The sequence below is a fragment of the Ottowia sp. genome (assembly GCF_035325765.1).
In the GTDB taxonomy this organism is placed as follows: Bacteria; Pseudomonadota; Gammaproteobacteria; order Burkholderiales; family Burkholderiaceae_C; genus Ottowia.
Window position 1 is genome coordinate 86,399 of record NZ_DAOKZG010000001.1, and the last position, 15,979, is coordinate 102,377.

Annotated in this window: 17 protein-coding genes and 1 pseudogene; 11 read left to right on the forward strand and 7 right to left on the reverse strand. The window is 64.1% G+C overall.

Annotation, left to right across the window (positions count from 1 at the left end; all coding sequences use genetic code 11):
* Positions 1-10 precede the first annotated feature (10 nt).
* Positions 11-1,297, forward strand: coding sequence for an oligosaccharide flippase family protein (locus PKA16_RS00445; RefSeq protein WP_324399275.1), 1,287 nt, complete (start codon positions 11-13; stop codon positions 1,295-1,297).
* Positions 1,287-2,147, forward strand: a complete 861-nt coding sequence (locus PKA16_RS00450) for a class I SAM-dependent methyltransferase (RefSeq protein ID WP_324399277.1) — start codon at positions 1,287-1,289, stop codon at positions 2,145-2,147. Before PKA16_RS00445 ends, PKA16_RS00450 begins: the two co-directional genes overlap by 11 nt.
* A gap of 11 nt (positions 2,148-2,158) precedes the next feature.
* Here PKA16_RS00450 and PKA16_RS00455 read toward each other — a convergent pair whose 3' ends face one another.
* The 5 genes from PKA16_RS00455 to PKA16_RS00475 form a co-directional block, all read right to left on the reverse strand.
* Positions 2,159-3,034 carry a class I SAM-dependent methyltransferase gene (locus PKA16_RS00455; protein ID WP_324399279.1) on the reverse strand — a complete coding sequence of 292 codons (876 nt, stop codon included), beginning with the start codon at positions 3,032-3,034 and terminating at the stop codon, positions 2,159-2,161.
* A gap of 205 nt (positions 3,035-3,239) precedes the next feature.
* The gene (locus PKA16_RS00460; RefSeq protein WP_324399281.1) at positions 3,240-4,340 is read right to left on the reverse strand and encodes a glycosyltransferase; all 1,101 of its coding nucleotides are present in this window, start codon (positions 4,338-4,340) and stop codon (positions 3,240-3,242) included.
* A gap of 19 nt (positions 4,341-4,359) precedes the next feature.
* Positions 4,360-5,343 (reverse strand): glycosyltransferase family 4 protein, encoded by a 984-nt coding sequence (locus PKA16_RS00465; protein ID WP_324399283.1) that lies wholly within the window; start codon positions 5,341-5,343, stop codon positions 4,360-4,362.
* Positions 5,340-6,077: a class I SAM-dependent methyltransferase gene (locus PKA16_RS00470; RefSeq protein WP_324399285.1), complete on the reverse strand. Its 738-nt coding sequence runs from the start codon at positions 6,075-6,077 to the stop codon at positions 5,340-5,342. The genes PKA16_RS00465 and PKA16_RS00470 overlap by 4 nt, the downstream gene beginning before the upstream one ends.
* Positions 6,078-6,085: 8 nt before the next feature.
* A complete protein-coding gene (locus PKA16_RS00475; RefSeq protein ID WP_324399287.1) occupies positions 6,086-7,216 on the reverse strand; it encodes a glycosyltransferase family 4 protein in 1,131 nt (376 codons plus the stop codon).
* 936 nt (positions 7,217-8,152) lie between these two features.
* On the opposite strand from PKA16_RS00475, the gene PKA16_RS00480 reads away from it, so the two are divergent.
* From PKA16_RS00480 to PKA16_RS00505, 6 genes and pseudogenes are all read left to right on the forward strand, one after another.
* Positions 8,153-8,374 (forward strand): AbrB/MazE/SpoVT family DNA-binding domain-containing protein, encoded by a 222-nt coding sequence (locus PKA16_RS00480; RefSeq protein ID WP_324399289.1) that lies wholly within the window; start codon positions 8,153-8,155, stop codon positions 8,372-8,374.
* A 10-nt stretch (positions 8,375-8,384) separates the two neighbouring features.
* Positions 8,385-8,819 carry a type II toxin-antitoxin system death-on-curing family toxin gene (locus PKA16_RS00485; protein WP_324399292.1) on the forward strand — a complete coding sequence of 145 codons (435 nt, stop codon included), beginning with the start codon at positions 8,385-8,387 and terminating at the stop codon, positions 8,817-8,819.
* Between the two features lie 381 nt (positions 8,820-9,200).
* Positions 9,201-9,701, forward strand: a complete 501-nt coding sequence (locus tag PKA16_RS00490) for a DUF4124 domain-containing protein (protein WP_324399294.1) — start codon at positions 9,201-9,203, stop codon at positions 9,699-9,701.
* Positions 9,702-9,715: 14 nt separating this feature from the next.
* Positions 9,716-10,318: pseudogene (locus PKA16_RS00495) on the forward strand (IS3 family transposase); the annotation flags it as partial.
* Between the two features lie 92 nt (positions 10,319-10,410).
* Complete coding sequence (locus PKA16_RS00500) at positions 10,411-10,917, forward strand: hypothetical protein (RefSeq protein WP_324399295.1); 507 nt, start codon at positions 10,411-10,413, stop codon at positions 10,915-10,917.
* 136 nt (positions 10,918-11,053) lie between these two features.
* The gene (locus PKA16_RS00505) at positions 11,054-11,194 is read left to right on the forward strand and encodes a hypothetical protein (protein ID WP_324399297.1); all 141 of its coding nucleotides are present in this window, start codon (positions 11,054-11,056) and stop codon (positions 11,192-11,194) included.
* Between the two features lie 113 nt (positions 11,195-11,307).
* Here the strand turns inward: PKA16_RS00505 and PKA16_RS00510 are convergent, their stop codons facing one another.
* Together PKA16_RS00510 and PKA16_RS00515 are read right to left on the reverse strand one after the other, a co-directional pair.
* Positions 11,308-12,525, reverse strand: a complete 1,218-nt coding sequence (locus PKA16_RS00510; RefSeq protein ID WP_324399299.1) for a DUF445 domain-containing protein — start codon at positions 12,523-12,525, stop codon at positions 11,308-11,310.
* A gap of 70 nt (positions 12,526-12,595) precedes the next feature.
* Positions 12,596-13,435 carry a symmetrical bis(5'-nucleosyl)-tetraphosphatase gene (locus tag PKA16_RS00515; protein WP_324399301.1) on the reverse strand — a complete coding sequence of 280 codons (840 nt, stop codon included), beginning with the start codon at positions 13,433-13,435 and terminating at the stop codon, positions 12,596-12,598.
* Between the two features lie 37 nt (positions 13,436-13,472).
* Between PKA16_RS00515 and PKA16_RS00520 the strand changes: the two genes are divergently transcribed.
* The 3 genes from PKA16_RS00520 (at position 13,473) to grxD (ending at position 15,911) form a co-directional block, all read left to right on the forward strand.
* A complete protein-coding gene (locus PKA16_RS00520; RefSeq protein ID WP_324399449.1) occupies positions 13,473-14,780 on the forward strand; it encodes a hemolysin family protein in 1,308 nt (435 codons plus the stop codon).
* Between the two features lie 377 nt (positions 14,781-15,157).
* Positions 15,158-15,448 (forward strand): H-NS histone family protein, encoded by a 291-nt coding sequence (locus tag PKA16_RS00525; protein WP_324399451.1) that lies wholly within the window; start codon positions 15,158-15,160, stop codon positions 15,446-15,448.
* A 133-nt stretch (positions 15,449-15,581) separates the two neighbouring features.
* Positions 15,582-15,911: a Grx4 family monothiol glutaredoxin gene (grxD, locus tag PKA16_RS00530; protein ID WP_324399303.1), complete on the forward strand. Its 330-nt coding sequence runs from the start codon at positions 15,582-15,584 to the stop codon at positions 15,909-15,911.
* The last annotated feature ends 68 nt before the right edge of the window (positions 15,912-15,979 follow it).

The following is a 15,979-nucleotide window of genomic DNA, read 5'->3' on the forward strand; positions in this document are numbered from 1 at the left end:
CACAAATTAGGTGAAGAGTCTGCTGCGAGGCCCCATAGCGTCCGGCACGCTGCGAACCAGCATTGTGCTTGGAGGCCGGCTCCTGATACAGGCTGGCACGCTGCTGCTCGTCGCGCGTGCGCTCGGCCCCGACGCTTTTGGCGCATTTGCAGGCATTGCCGCACTCGCCGTACTGTTGGGGGCGTTCGGCACCCACGGCACGCACTTGATCCTGTTACAGGAAATGTCGCGGAACGCAGCGCGGCGCGACGCCGTGCTTGTTTATGCCATCCCGAGCACCCTCGTCTCGGGCAGCATTCTGCTCGCCCTCTACCTTGGTATCTGTGAGCTCGCGTTCGTCGGGCTCGAAGTCCCGATCTGGATTCTGCTGGCCATCGGCTTTGCTGAGACAGTTCTCCAGCCCCTCATTGCGCTGATGACTGCCGAGCACCTGGCGCTGGGACGTGTTGCCCGCTCGCAGATTCTGCAGATCCTGCCGCTCTCGCTGCGGCTTGGAGCCATCGTGCTGGTCCTCATCACTGCGGCGCGAAACCCTCTGGCCGCCTACGCCGCTGGCTATGCGCTCGCTTCGCTGGTGGCCCTGCTCGTCGTTGCGCGTGACCGCCCTGCGCCATGGCCTCGAGTGCGGGAATGGCACATGCCGAACCGGGTACAGCTTGGAGAAGCGACCAGCTTCGCCGCGCTGAACCTCAGTGCAGCAGGGCCAGCGGAACTCGACAAGGCGCTCGCAACCGGCCTTCTTCCGCCGGCGATGGCGGGCGGCTATGCCGCCGGAGCACGCATTGTGGGCGCTGCGACTCTTCCTGTGATGGCTCTCATGCTTGCAGCGCTGCCACGACTTTTTCGGGAAGGTACTTCCGGGGACGGTGGTCGGCGCCTGCAACGCTGGCTTTTCGCGACGGCTGGACTCTACGGGGTCATGATAGGCGCTGCGCTCTGGCTCGCAGTGCCACTCATCATCTGGCTGCTCGGCAAGGACTACGACCCTATCCGGTCGATGATGCCCTGGCTCTGCGCCGCTGTTCCTGGCATGACACTGCGTTCTGCCGCCGGCAACGTTCTCATGACGCATGGCCGTCCTTGGGCGCGCTTTGCCTTTGAAATCCTGGGCCTTGCATTGCTAGCCGCATTGGCGCCAATCCTTATCCGACAGTGGGGCGCCACCAGCATGCCGATAGCCCTCTTCTGCGCCGAATGGGGAATGGCTTGTCTGGGCCTGGCGCTGGTCTTTCGATTCGCGTCAGGCAACTCGATACCTTCTGCAACCGTATCTCCGGGGGCCAACCATGGGCGTTGACATTCACGCACTTCACTTGTTGCATCATGCTTATCAGAAGTACGGCCCGCTGGGTCGCACGATTACCCTCGGACGACAAGCTGTCATCCTCGGCCCCCGTGCGATGCGGAAATGGCTGGGGAGTACGGACGGAAGCTACTGCGAGCCGTTGCTGAAGCAGCACTTCGGCGCAACCGAGGTCGATTCCGCCGACAACTCGCCTTATGAGGGCGCCACCATCATCGCGGACCTGAACAAGCCCGTATCACCCGAATTACATGGCGCTTACGATACTGTGATCGACTTTGGTACCACGGAGCATGTTTTCGACGTCCGGCAGGCGCTTGAGAACGTGAGTCGCATTTGCAGGCCAGGCGGAGCGATACTCCACGTAGTTCCCACTAATGGATTCTGCGGGCACGGATTCTACCAATTTTCGCCCGAACTCTACTTTAGTCTGTATTCCGAGGATAACGGCTACAAGGACACCGAGATTTACGTGGCGAGCCTCACTGATTGCAAGCACTGGTATCGTGTATCGGCACCATCTGATGGACGTCGAATCAACTTGCAGTCAATCAACGAAGTATACGTTATCGTAATTACGCAAAAGGTATTAAGCACGAACACAGCTACTCAGCAATCCGACTACGTTTTTCAATGGGCGTCTGGAAAGAATAAGATCTCACTACCGTATAGGCCGGGGCGTATGATGCGATTGATTGAGAGGTTCTCCAGATCGGTGATCCTATCAAATATTCTTGCTTACATAAACAACCGACTATCGGAATCTGGGATGAAATCCTTAAACAGGCACCCGAACCTCATGAAGATAAACATTTCGGATCTCGTTTCTTCGGTTGACCCGTGACCTGAGTTGCGTCATGATCCATTTATCGCAATGACTGCAGTCTCCTCGCCCCATCTGGATGTGATGCTTCCAAGCAAATCTGTGACGATTTGACCACTACGTCCGCGCATCAAGGGTGTGGAGTGTGTACCGAATACTTTCTCCAACCTGTTGCTTTTTGCCCAGTCCGCGCTGGCGTGGGCACCACGACGCATGAACTGAATCTCGGCAAAACCCGCCTTCATGAGCCAGCCGCGGATGATGTGCTGTGCAGGAAGGCAGAAGTGATAGGGCGGATGAAGATTGGCCCATGCCTGGCCAAACACATTGAGACCCAGCGCAGCCGGACTGGGGAAGCCGAGCCAGATAACGCCCCCCGGCTTGAGCAGATCCTTGCACTGGCGCAGCAGTTCCAACGGATCCGGCACATGCTCGATCACCTGGTTTAGGGTGATTGCATCGAATGATGCATGTTCACTTGCAAACACGTCGATATCGCCCACCGTCGCGTTGAGCCCGGTTTCCTGGCATATCGCAATGACATCCGGGTCGGGATCACATCCGAACGCGGTCCACCCCATGGCTTGCGCGAGTTTGAGGAAAGTCCCGTTGCCGCATCCCACATCCAGCAGCCTCCCCGGCTGCGGAAAGCGCTGTCGCGTGAGGTGGCGACCGAAGCGATCCAGCTTGAGCCGCCACGGCTCGATGGCGCTGAAGAGCCACCGACCCGCGCTAAAGGTCGGCAGTGATGTGTGCAAGCCAAAGCGCCAGCGCAGGTAGCCGCGAACCAGGCCCCATGAAGGGGACGAGCTGGTCAGTACCCGTTCATCCGTGATGGGCGTGTGGGTGAGGTAATCTGCATAGGCGGCCGGCAAGGACGACACATCGGGCCGCGGGTTCAGGTACACGGACTTACATGTTGCACACCGGTTGATTTGCCACGTGTCCGGCATCAGGTGGTCGTCATCCGGTCGATTCCAGGTGATCCCAGGTGCCGATGTATCGCCGCAAGCAGGGCATCGATCCAGATAGAACAACTTGCCGCGTGACCATTCGGCAGGCTGAGTGTGTTCATCTGCGTGCATGAGGTTTCCCTGTGGAAAACATCGCAAATCAGTTCATCCAGTCAGTATGAAGGACGCCGCGCCAGTGCTCAACGGCGGTTGTCGCTGAAAAGTCGCGGGCGCGCGCGAGCAGGGTTATTTTGGGGATACGCGCCGAATCTGCTAGCACGTGACGGATTGCCAAAGCAAGGCTTTCTGATTCGCCGGGTGGTACCAGCTTGCCCAGTGCACCGGCGCACAGGATTTCTCGAGGCCCATGCGGACAGTCGGTGGCGACGAGCTGGCATTGGCACGCCATTGCTTCGATCAAGGTGGTGGGGAGCCCTTCGTGGCGTGACGAGAGCACATAAACGTCGGCCTCGCGTAGCACTTCGTAAGGACGATTGGTATAGCCACGCAGGTGGATGCGATCGCTGAGCCTTGCGTCGTCAATGTCACGTTGAAGCGCAGGCCCATCGGGCCCGGCGCCCCAGATATCAAGCTGCCAGTCGCCCGCCACGGCCTTCATCGCCTCGATGAGGATGTCAAAGCCCTTCTGCCGCACCAGCCGGCCGAGGGCCACGAGACGAATTGGCCTCTCCACGACTGGCCAAGGTTTGTCGATCAGCTGCAGTTCCGTATCTGGGACCACTGGGTTGTAGATGGTGACAGTTCGTGAGGCGGCGCTCGGCACCATGGCGATGACTTCGGATCGAACACCGTCCGATACGGCCACCACTCGGTCCGCATGGCGGTAGCAGAATGCCGCTGCCCTGTTGTCGCACACATGGCGGAACCCCCCGCGCATTCCTGGCCGCGCAATGATGCGTGCATGCGTGTTGTGCACGCCGTGCACCCAGCGCGCGTGGCTTCGCGCCAACCGCATCGCAAGCCAAGTCATCACGCCCACGTCCGCAAAAGCGGTGATGATGCAATCAGGTTTCAGCCGACGAAGCAGCCGCGTCAACGCGGGTACAAACTGATGCAGCCCTACGGGTGCAAGCTCGTACACGGTGGCAACCTTGCGGGTGTCTTCCAGCAACTCGCCACGCGCATGTCGGAGCGCTAGGTAGCAGTCGTCATCCTGCATGGCAAAACCACGCATAAGGGCGTTAGTAATTTGACCCACACCGCCCATCTTCATGTTCGGCAACACAAAGAGAGTCTTCATGAGCAAAGGACTTCAAGCGTCATTTACAAAGCTCCACATAAAGCGAGGCATATGCATCCGTCATTGCTGCGACAGATTGGATTGATGAGCTGCTTGGTTGCTCGTAGTAGGCAGCAAGGTGTTGTACCGCACAGACGAAGCCGGCCACATCGTCGCGATCCACCAAAACGCCAACGGTCGAGTCAACAAGTTCGGTTGCTGCCGTTTGTCGGACGGCGATCACCGGCAAGCCGCAGCTGATGGCCTCAAGGAGGCAAAGCGGCATTCCCTCGCTTCGCGAGGGAAACAATAAAGCATCGGCCTCTTGCATTGCACGAATCACACCTTCGGTATCGATCCGTCCGAGATCGCGCATATTGCCCGGCATGCCGGCCTTGTCCTTCTGCGCCGCTGGCCCCCCAGTGTAGTGCAGCAAAAAATCATCGCCCAGCTCGCGCATGATGGGCGCCAGTAGGTCCACGCCCTTGCGTGCCATCCAGCTGCCCACGTAGAGCAGGCGGAAGGGGTGGTGCAGTCTGCGCACGGCCGGGGGGTGAAAGCGCTTGGTATCCACGCCGTTGTAGATGACCTGCATAGGCCGGTCTAGCACGTGCTGGCGGGCTGTGTCAGCAGCAAACTGGCTAACCGCCACGACCATGTCGGCGCGCTGCATGGTGGCGCGCTCCACGCGGTGGATCCAGTGGCGATGGTAGGCGGCGCGCGCCCAGCCCTTGTAGGGCAGCAGCGCAGGGTCGTGAATGGAGTGGTGCAGTGTGGCCAGCACAGGCAGCCCGCGCGGGATGAAGCGGGGATGCAGCCAAGTATTGATGTGTACGACGTTGGCCCATGCCGGGGGTTTTGGCGCCGGCACCGTCCACGGCGCGTATTCTGTGCGTAGCGGCAACCAGGTGATTTCTGCCTGCAGGCCCCGTTGCCTCAGTCCGCGCACCAGGGTTTCGGTGAACACATCCGTGCCCGTATCGCAGCGCACGGCGGGAAACCAGATCGCGGGCTCGGTCTTCATGGTTTCGCAAGCCGGTAGATCAGGGTAGGGATGATACGGCGCAGGGTGTTGAGTGGCGCATCGGGGATGGCGCGCAGCCAGCGCGTGACTGCGGCGTTGGAACGCTCGATCTCGAAGGTTTCGCGCCAGGCCTGCACCGATTTGTTCTCGAACTGAAACTCGACCTGATTCAGCATGCGCTCGAGTTGGCGCAGCTGGAGGGGCTCGCAATCATAAAAACTCCCTTTGCGCATCAGCCGCAGATAGGGGCTGCGCCAGGCCCTGGGCCACCAACTCAGGAACGCAAGGCGGTAGTGTGGCTCGACCAGCATCCAGCGGTTGGGCACGGCCAGGTAGGCCTGTCCGCCGGGCTTGAGAACCCGGTGGATTTCTTCCAGATGCCGGATCTGGGCCGCCTCTTCGCCCACGTGCTCGATCACGTGGTTGGTGATGGCCACATCGAAGCGCGCGGCCTCGAACGGAAGGTGCACGCCCTGTACAGCGGTGTAGTGGTAACCGTCAAATACTTGGCGGTTGTCATAAACGTCAACGGCCTCCACCTCGCATCGCAAGTGAGGGTGGGTGCCGAAATAATGCGCAATGCCACCGGAGCCGCACCCCACCTCCAGCATCTGCAGGGGCTGGGGTGTAGGCTGCAACCCCAGGATGCGTTCGATTTTCAGGGCCTTGGGCTGACGGCTCGCGAGGTCAGTAACCGCGTGAGCCTGCCGCTCTGGTGCCTCTGGATCTTGCATGCCTGGCCTCACGTGCCCTGGCCCAACGCCCGGGCCACCCCCTGCCCAAACCGGTTCCATGCAAAACCCTGGGCGAAGGTCTTGACGGCAGTCGTTGGGATTGGTTGCTCCAGGACTTGTAGGATTCGCTGCGCCAGGGCGAAATAATCGTTTGCAGCCACCAGATGGCCCGACACCTCCTCCCGTACGGCATCGACGACGCCTCCGGTAGCGAAGGCCACGGTAGGAAGGCCATGCGCGGCTGCCTCGATGGCAACCATGCCGAAGCCTTCAGGATCGTTCGGGATATGCCTTACTGGAAAGACATGCACATCGGCGGCCTCGTACACCGTGGCAAGTTGCACGGGGTCGGTGATAACGCCCAGAAATTTCAGGTGCGCATCCACACGAGCCTGTCGAGCCTCGTCCTCGATGCTCTGTACGGTTTGCAGGCCCGCACCCAGTGAGTCTTTGGGCGCTTCGCCCACCACCACCAGCATGGCGCCAGGCGCCGCCTGGACGATCCCAGGCAGCGCCTGCGCCACGAATTCCCTCAGGCCCTTGCGGGTGGTCAGGCGCCCGACTGAAAGGAGGATCTTCTTGCCGTGCAGACCATGTTGCCGCTTGAAGACTTCAATGGTTGCGGCCGGCTGCGGGGCCACCGGCAGGGTGACTCCAGGGTGCACGATGCTGATCCTGCTCTCGGGTACGCCTGCTGCGATGGCAAGCTGCCGGGTGGGCGTGCTGTTGGCGATCACGTGCTCCATTCGCTTGAACACCGGCACCCACATGCGCTGATAGACGGGATTGGGCGCGGTGATGTCGAAGCCGTGCAGGTATGCAGCCGAGCGCGCGCTACACGCCTTGCTGGCCAACCAGGCAATGGGCGCCGTCAACCCGCTACCGGCCAGGATGACATCGGGTCGCCAGCGCAGCGCGGCCCACAGGGTCTTGAAGAAAGCGACGAGCAGGAACAGCGGCAGGGGCTTGAGCGGCGCCTCGCTCAGCGCAACCGAAGGCGGCTTGACGGCAGCGGCTCCGCTGGGGCCGATCACCCGGACTTCGGCGTCGCGTGAGAGTTCGTCTGCCATATGCCAATTGAGCCGCTCCATGCCACCCACGAGAGGCGGCAGGTTGCGCGTGATGTGCAGGATGCGCATGGGTGTCATATTCACTTACCGGCCACGCGGCCGCACCGTGCACTCCACTGAAGCCACCGTGGACGGGCACAGTCAGATCTGCGCCAAACAGCACGAGAAGGTCGATTACGAGCCAGAATATTCCAGCAGAGGCGTCGCATGTTATGCCCGCGGTCACGCGAACACCGCTGCGGCAATGACCGAGACGACATCGAGACGACGTCCATTGGCACGGTTGAACAGGTCAAGTGAATGCATCCTATTGTGTCAGACGAAACGTTACGTTGGCGGCAAAAATTCCACAATGGGGCGATCTGTGCAAGGTTGGGAGCTGCAACGACGACCGGAGGACACGCCAGCGGCGCCTGAGGCTCCGCATCAGGATACGGGAGTGACCGCTCACATCGGATGGCACACATGTGAAACCAGGATCGGAGCTCCAGGAGTGTGGGTGGCAGAAGGCGCCGAAGCGAAACGTGCGAAAAGCGAGGACAGCGTGGCGCTACCGACAAGTCCAGGGTGGCCCGCTGGGTGCGGTCGGCAGCACCGCGATGGGCCGGTTTCTCGCGCGTTGCAACCGGCGCACCTTCTGCCGCCCGTACTCCCAGGGCGAGGCCTTCGTCGGCAAGTCGGCGCATTCGCTGATTGAGTTCGAACCGGCCACAGGGCACCCGCGAACGTGCTCCAGCATGGGAACCCGGCGACACGGCGGCTGTCTGGTTGACGCCGTTGCGATCAGGCAGCAAACGGCCAGCAACGGATCGCAAAGAGCCGCGTCGTTGACGGGGCAAGAGGCGGTCGATCGGACGGTGCGCGCGAGCGACAAGCCTCTCGGGTCGGCAATGCGCAACGGGCCGGCTACGACAACTGTCGAATCGAGCCTCTATTGCAAAACTGCTTTTGCAGAATTATTATAACGACCGTTAGATTGGATAGATGCACTCGCGAGAACCACCCATGAAGCTCAAGCTGACCACCATCGGCAATTCGGCCGGCGTCATCTTCCCCAAGGAACTGCTGGCGCGGCTGCGACTGCAAAAGGGCGACGAGCTGTACGTGATCGAAACGGCCGACGGCATCCGCCTGAGCCCGTACGACCCGCAGCTTGCGGCGCAGATGCAGGTGGCCGAGCGGGTGATGCGCCGCCGCAAGACGCTGCTGCACAAGCTGGCGCAGTAAAGGGGGCGGCATGATCGTCTGGATCGAAAAGCCGCTGGCGTTGGCCATCCACGATCGTCAGCTTGCCGAGCACGGCGGACAATCTGGGGTGCGCGACGAGAGCCTGCTGGACTCGGCACTGGCACGGCCAAGACAGCGCCATGCCTATGCGCAGCCGCCATCGGATCTGGCTGAACTGGCGGCAAGTCTGGCCTACGACCTTGCGCGCAACCATCCTTTTGTCGATGGCAACAAGAGGACGGCGGCCGTGGCGTGCGAGACGTTCTTGCTGTTGAACGGCGTCACGCTCAATGCGGATGATCTGGACCTGTACCCACGGTATCTGGGTCTTGCCGACGGGACGCTGTCCGAAACCGAATTCGCCGCCTGGCTGCGCGAGCACCTCGAAATCGACACGCCGCCGGATGCCGTGCAGGAGGCCGGCGCAAGCCATGCCGTGCGGTAGAGCTGCCGGCCTTGGCGCACGGCACTGGAGTGGCGCAGCGTCATGCGGCCTGCGGCTGGATTCGAGGCCTGCAAGACCGAGCGCGAAGGCAGGGGCGCACGCGCTCAGGGTGAAGCACCGCAGCAAGGCCAGAGCAATGCATTCAGCCGCGATTCGGCGCGCCTGATGAAGGCAACGTCGGGCGGCAGCGAACGACGCGACGCGGGAAGTGCAGCCGAGCGCCAGTGCAGGAGGTTGCGTGACCCGCAAGCTGCGCGCGTGCCGGCTTGAACGCGCTTCTGGATTGCACTTTGCCAGCGCTCGGGGTATGGTGCGCCAGCCCAGGCACCCAACCGATCGATGCCGGTGCCGTGCCCCTGACGACCTCAACCCTGTGGCCCCATGGACATGAACTGGCCAGCGTTTCTCCTTGCGCTTGCACTCGCGTTGCCGGGCAGCGCGTCGGCGGCGGCGCTCTACAAGTGCGCCGCAACCGATGGCAGCGTGACGTTCCAGCAGGCCCCCTGCGCCGCCGGCAACGGCACCCGGCTCGAGGCCGGCGACGCCTTCGGCGTCCGGCCACCACGGCCAGGGCAGCGCGTCGCAGTCGTGCTGGACAGCCCAGCGCAACAGGACAGCAAAGAGCCTGAGATCGTCGGCCAGACGGCCAAGGGCAAACCCATCTACGCCGGCCCCCACGGCGGCCGCTACACCCTCAGCGGATCGGGCCGCAAGAACTACCTGCCGAAGTCTGGCGAGAGCAGCAACGACCCGCCCGCAACGGCGGCGCGGTCCGCCAAAGCGCACGCCGAAGTCCACATCGGCGCGCGTGGCGGCTGCTACACGGTGGGCAGCACCGGCCGCAAGAGCTACCTGCCGGCGGACCGTTGCCCGCGCGACTGAGGGCGCCAGCGTCGCGACGCAACAAGGCCGCCAAGCTGCGCCAGCCCAGGCAGCTGGCCCACGCCATCAACGAGATCTGGAGCATGGACTTTGTGGCGGATGCGCTGTTTGATGGGCGCAAGCTGCGCATGCTCACGGTGGTGGACCTGTACACGCGCGAGTGCCTGGCCATCGACGTCGGCCAGAGCCTCAAGGGGGAAGATGTCGTGAGAGCCCTCAATGGGATCGCAGCGCTGCGCGGCCTGCCGCGCACGATCAAGACCGACAACGGCAGTGAGTTCATCTCCAAGGTGATGGACAAGTGGGCTTACGAGCGCGGGGTGGAGCTTGACTTCAGCCAGCCCGGCAAGCCCACCGACAACGCCGCCGTGGAGAGCTTCAACGGCAGGCTGCGCCAGGAGTGCCTGAACGCGCACTGGTTCTTGTCATTGGCCGACGCACAGGCCAAGATCGGGGCCTGGCGGCAGGACTACAACGAGAACCGTCCCCACTCTGCACTGGGGTGGGCGACACCTGCCGAATTCGCCCGCCACAGCGGCCTGCAGGCCGCTACGGCGATGTCAGAGGAGCCGGAAGTTTCTACTTCTGAACGGCACTCAGCGGGTACAGGGTCATAGATACTCGGCCAACGAAAGCTGGTTTGGCGCAATCGGGGCGTGAGGCGCGAACAGCACACGGTTAACAAATCGGATCTGGAGGGAAAAGGCGGATGCAGAAGAAGTGCTTGAAGTGTGGCCACGTCAACCCGCAGGCCCGGGGCGGCGAGCTGGAGGCCTGCCCGTCCTGCGGCGCGATCTACAGCCGGGTGGAGGCGGCCTTGGCCGCCACCGGCCACGTGCGTGCCGCACCCGCCCCTGCGCCGACCGCGCCGCCGGCCGCAGCCGCTCCCGCCAGCACGCCGCCTCGGCCACCACCGTCCGCGTCTCTCGCGGACGACACGCCCTACATTGAGACGCTGCGCGCCACCAGCAACTACCCGACCTTTCGCCAGGTGGTGGGCCTGTTTGCCTTCGTCGGCTACGCGCTGGCGGCGATCTTCGTCATCGTCACCATCATCGGCATGGTGCGCTCCCAGGTCGCAATGGTGGTCGGCGGCATCTTCATGGCGATCCTCCTGGTGGTCATCACCCGAGTTGGTCAGGAACTGTCACTCATGATGGCCGACGCCGCCGACGCCGTAGTGCGTGCCGCCAAGCAGCTGGAGAGAAGCACCTGACGCCCGAGACTCTATCCATAAGCGACAAACCAGAAGATCTGCCGGGTGGCCTCACGACGCTTTCGACGCAGTTACTTGGCCTCGCCACGGTGCTGATGCAAGCCGTGGTCGATTCCGACGCGGTCGACGCGATCCGTTGCGGAACACCCTGGACTCGTACTTCCAGATGCAGCTCGATGCGGCGGCCACCGACGCCGAGCGCGGCCTGACAAAGGAAATCAACCGGGTCATCATGCTGGCCATTGACCCCGGAGCCGACGATGCACAACGTGATTGATAGCCAAGGCGAATTTCGGGTCAACCGGTTTTCCCGGACGATTGCAATAATGCGTAACAAAATCGCAAGAATTCACCGACCCGCGGTAGCTCCAACACGTGCCGGACAGGCGCTCAAAACAGGCGTGTCACCGCATGAATCACCAGCCCCACCAGGCCGCCGACCAGGGTGCCGTTGATGCGGATGAACTGCAGGTCGCGCCCGATGTGGCGCTCCAGTTCGGCGCTCAGTTCGCCAGCGTCCCAGGCCTGCACGCGCGCCTCGACGTAGTCGACGATGGCGTTGCGGTGGCGCTCGATCAGCCCGGGCAGGGCCGCCTGCAGTTCGCCGTCGATCCAGGCGCGCAGTTCGGCATCGCCGGCCAGGCGCTCGCCCAGCGCCTGCAGCGCCTGTGCCAGACGCTGGCGCAGCCATGAGGCATCGCTGCGCAGGTCCTGCTGCAGCCAGGCCAGCAGTTCGGACCAGAGCTGGTGCACATAGCGCGCCAGTGCCGGCTGCTGCAGCAGACGGTCGCGCAGCCGCTCGCCACGCTGGCGCAGGCTCTCGTCGTCCTGCAGCCGTTCGGCCCAGCGCGCCACCGATGCGTCGAAGCGCAGGCGCAGCCGGTGGCGCGGGTCCTCGGCCATCTCGATCAGGGTGCGCGCGATGATCACGATCACCTTGCGCGTGGCCAGGCGTGCCGCCACCTGGTCGAGCCGCAGCAGCCGCAGCGTGCGGAGCTCACGTGCGATGGTGTCGCTGATGCCCTCCTGCACGGCCTCGTCGCCGAGCAGGCGCGCGAGCTGGGCCAGCACGGCGTCGAGCAGCTCCTGATGCCGCCGCTCCTGCGTCAGGGCCTGCAGCAACTGGCCCGACAGCAGCGCCACGTCGACCTGGCGCAGGCCGCGCCGCGCCAGCGCCGTGACGAAGCGGTGCACGCGCGCATCGTCCAGTGCCTGCACCATCCAGGCGCCGACGTCCGCCAGTCGCCAGGCCACGGCCATCGCGTGGCGCGGCTCGGCCAGCCAGCGCGCCAGGCGCGCCGCGCCGTCGAATTCGCGCAGGCGCGCCGCCACCAGGTCGGTCGCCAGGAAATGCGTGCCGAGGAAAGTGCCCAGCGCGCGACCGATGCGGTCCTTGTGTCGCGGGATGACGGCGGTGTGCGGGATCGGCAGGCCCAGCGGCCGGCGAAACAGGGCCACCACGGCAAACCAGTCGGCCAGCGCGCCCACCATGGCGGCCTCGGCGAATGCGGCCACATAGCCCCAGGCGACCTGCTCGCTGCCCCGCGCGGTGGCGAAAGCGTACAGTGCGGCGGCCGCCAGCAGCAAGCCCAGTGCCCAGCGCTTCACGGCCTGCGCCTCGGCGTCGTGCCCGCCCGCGGCGACCTGCCGCGGCGACCCCGCATGCCGTCGGGAACGCTCATGGCTGGCCCGGCACCCGCGCCTGCGCGCAGCGCACCTGGATCAGCGTGCGCGCGCGCGCATCCGCGCCGAGGCGCACGGCGCTCAGGCTGCCACCCCAGACGCAGCCGGTGTCGAGCGAAATCAGGTCCGGGCGCTCCAGCCAGCCCAGGGTCGACCAGTGGCCGAAGGCCACCACGTCGGCAGCGGTCTGGCGTCCCGGCACGTCGAACCACGGCAGATGGCCCGCGGGAGCCGCGGCCGCGCCGCCTTCCTTGGTGGCGAATTCCATGCGCCCCGCCGGCGTGCAGAAGCGCAGCCGCGTCAGGGCATTGACGATCACGCGCAGGCGCTCGGCCCCCCGCAGCGCCTCGTCCCAGCGGTCGGGCTGATTGCCATACATGCGGCGCAGGAAGTCGCCCCAGTCGGGGCCGCGCAGCACCGCCTCGACCTCGCCCGCCAGCGCCACCGTCTGCGCCGCCGACCACTGGGGCAGCACGCCGGCATGCACCATCAGCACCCCATGCTGATGCAGTGCCAGCGGGCGCCAGCGCAGCCAGTCGAGCAGTGCCGCGCGATCCGGCGCCGCCAGGATCGCATCCAGCGTGTCGCCGCGCTGCAGCGGGTGCACGCCTTGCGCCACCGCGAGCAGGTGCAGGTCGTGGTTGCCGAGCAGGGCCTGGGCGCTGGCGCCCAGCGCCATCACGCGCCGCAGCACGGCCAGCGACTCGGGCCCCCGGTTCACCAGATCGCCCAGCAGCACCAGGCGATCGCGGCTGGGCGAGAACGCCGTTTCGTCGAGCAATCGCCCCAGCGCGGCGTCACAGCCCTGGACGTCACCAATCAGGTAGAGTGCCATGGCGCTGCATTCTCCACCGGGCCGGCGCCCGGCGCGCATGGACCTGATCCTGATTCTCTTTCTGACCCTGCTCAACGGCGTGTTCGCGATGTCGGAACTGGCCGTGACGTCGAGCCGCCGCGCACGCCTGGCCGCGCTCGAGGAAAAGGGCGACCCGGGTGCCGCGGCGGCACTGCGCCTGATCGCGCGGCCGACGCAGTTCCTCTCCACCGTGCAGGTCGGCATCACCTCGATCGGCATGCTCAACGGCATCGTCGGCGAAGCCGCCTTCAGCGGCCCGGTCGCGGTCTGGCTGCAGGCGCTGGGAGTGCGCGAGTCGATCGCCTCGATCGCGGCGACCGCCCTGGTCGTCACCGCCATCACCTTTCTGACCATCATCTTCGGCGAGCTGGTGCCCAAGCGCATCGGCCTGCTCTACCCGGAGACGGTGGCACGCTGGGTGGCGCGCCCCATGCTGTGGCTGGCGAGCCTGGCCAAGCCTTTCATCAAGCTGTTGTCGATGGCCACGCAGGGCGTGCTGAAACTGCTGCGCATCGACGAATCAAGGCACCGCATCGTGACCGAGGAGGAGATTTCCGCCAGCCTTGAAGAAGGCGTCGATGCCGGCCTGATCGAAGCGCATGAGCACCAGATGGTGCGCAACGTGTTTCACCTCGATGACCGGCCGCTGACGTCGTTGATGCTGCCGCGCGGAGAAATCGAATGGCTGGACGCCAGCCTCACCACGGGACAGGCCCTCGAATATATCGCCCAACGCGGTGAAAGCGGGGCCCATTCCTGGTATCCGGTATGTCGTGGCGGCCTGGATCACGTCATCGGCATTATCTCGGTGGCGCGCCTGCTGGAGCTCGGGACCCAAGGGCAGGAACCCCTGGATGCCCATGTGATGCCGGCCGAATTCGTCCCTGAAACTCTCAGTGGCATGGAAATGCTGGAGCAGTTGCGCACCAAATCAGGGCGCCTGGCCCTGGTGGTCGACGAATATGGCGTGGTACAGGGCATGATGACGCCGCGCGACTTCCTGGAAGCGATTACCGGCGAACTGAAGCCGGCCGTCGAACTGGATGCCTGGGCCACGCCGCTGTCGGAGCACCGCTGGATGCTGGATGGCACGATGCCGATCAGCGAATTGAAGGCACGCCTCGATATTGACGAGTTGCCACTGGAAGACAAGGGGCGCTACAACACGCTGGCCGGCCTGTTGATGTCCGAATTGGGCCGCCTGCCCCGGCTCGATGACCGGGTCGGCTGCGCCGGCTGGGTCTTCCACGTGAGCGCGCTGGAGGGCCGGCGCATCGACAAGGTGCTGGCAGAACGCGCACCCAGCGATTCACACGGCAAATGAGCCGACGGTCCGGCGGGATGCTGGCGCCTGCATCCGCTTGATTCCCGATCCGGCGGCCGACCGCTGGAGACGGCCCGGAAACCCCATGGATGGGTTCTGGCCAGGTCGATCGCCCTCACTTGTCGTGTGAAGGCGTGATGCACCCGCGAGTTTCCACCCATGCGGCGACAAATCGGGCGTGGCGGCGCACCGGGTTTCCCGAAGACCGCACGACCGCGAGATATCCCAATTGCGAATGACCGGCCACCCGCGCAGTGCCGTGTTGTGTCCACGCATATTCCGATCGGCCTGGGGTAGTTTGCCGGACGCCCGGAGGTTGAATATCTCGATTTGATGTTATATTCTCGAACCGTGATTAACCAACCTGAAAGGCAATGATGACAAGCTACAAGGAATTGCTGCAGCAGCAACAAGCGCTGGCAGTTCAGATCGAGGAAGCCCGCAAGCGCGAATTGGCAGACGCGATCGCGCGCGTGCGCGCCGAAGTCGCCGAATATGGGCTGACCCCCGATGACATATTCTCCGGCCGCAAGTCCGCCAAGCGCGCGGCCGGTGCCAAGGTGGCCCCCAAGTACCGCAATCCCCTGACCGGCCAGACCTGGACCGGGCGCGGCAAGGCGCCCAAGTGGATCGAGGGCAAGGACCGCAGCCAGTTCGCGATCGCCTGAATCCGCCGGACCACGGCGGCATCAGCAAGGGCGCCCACGAGGCGCCCTTGTCATGCCCGCCGCCAATCGCCCCACGGGCGCGATCGGCTGCCGAATCCAGGATAATTCCCAAGTTCGACGTACAGGAAACACCATGGACCAGACCACCCAGGAGCGCCTCGAAGCGCTCGTCAAAGACCACGACATCGTGCTGTTCATGAAGGGCGATGCGAACTACCCGATGTGCGGCTTCTCCAACCGCGCGATCCAGATCCTCAAGGCCAGTGGCGTCGACACCGGCACCATCACGACCGTGAACGTGCTCGAGGACGAGGCCGTGCGCCAGGGCATCAAGGACTACAGCCGCTGGCCGACCATCCCACAGCTCTACGTCAAGGGCGAGTTCATCGGCGGCTCGGACATCATGCTGGAGATGTACGAATCGGGCGAGCTGCAGCAATTGCTGGCCGAGAAGTTCGGCTGAATTCCGGCGCCCGGCGCGCCCCGACCACGAAAAACGGACGCCCTGGGCGTCCGTTTTTCGTGGTCGGG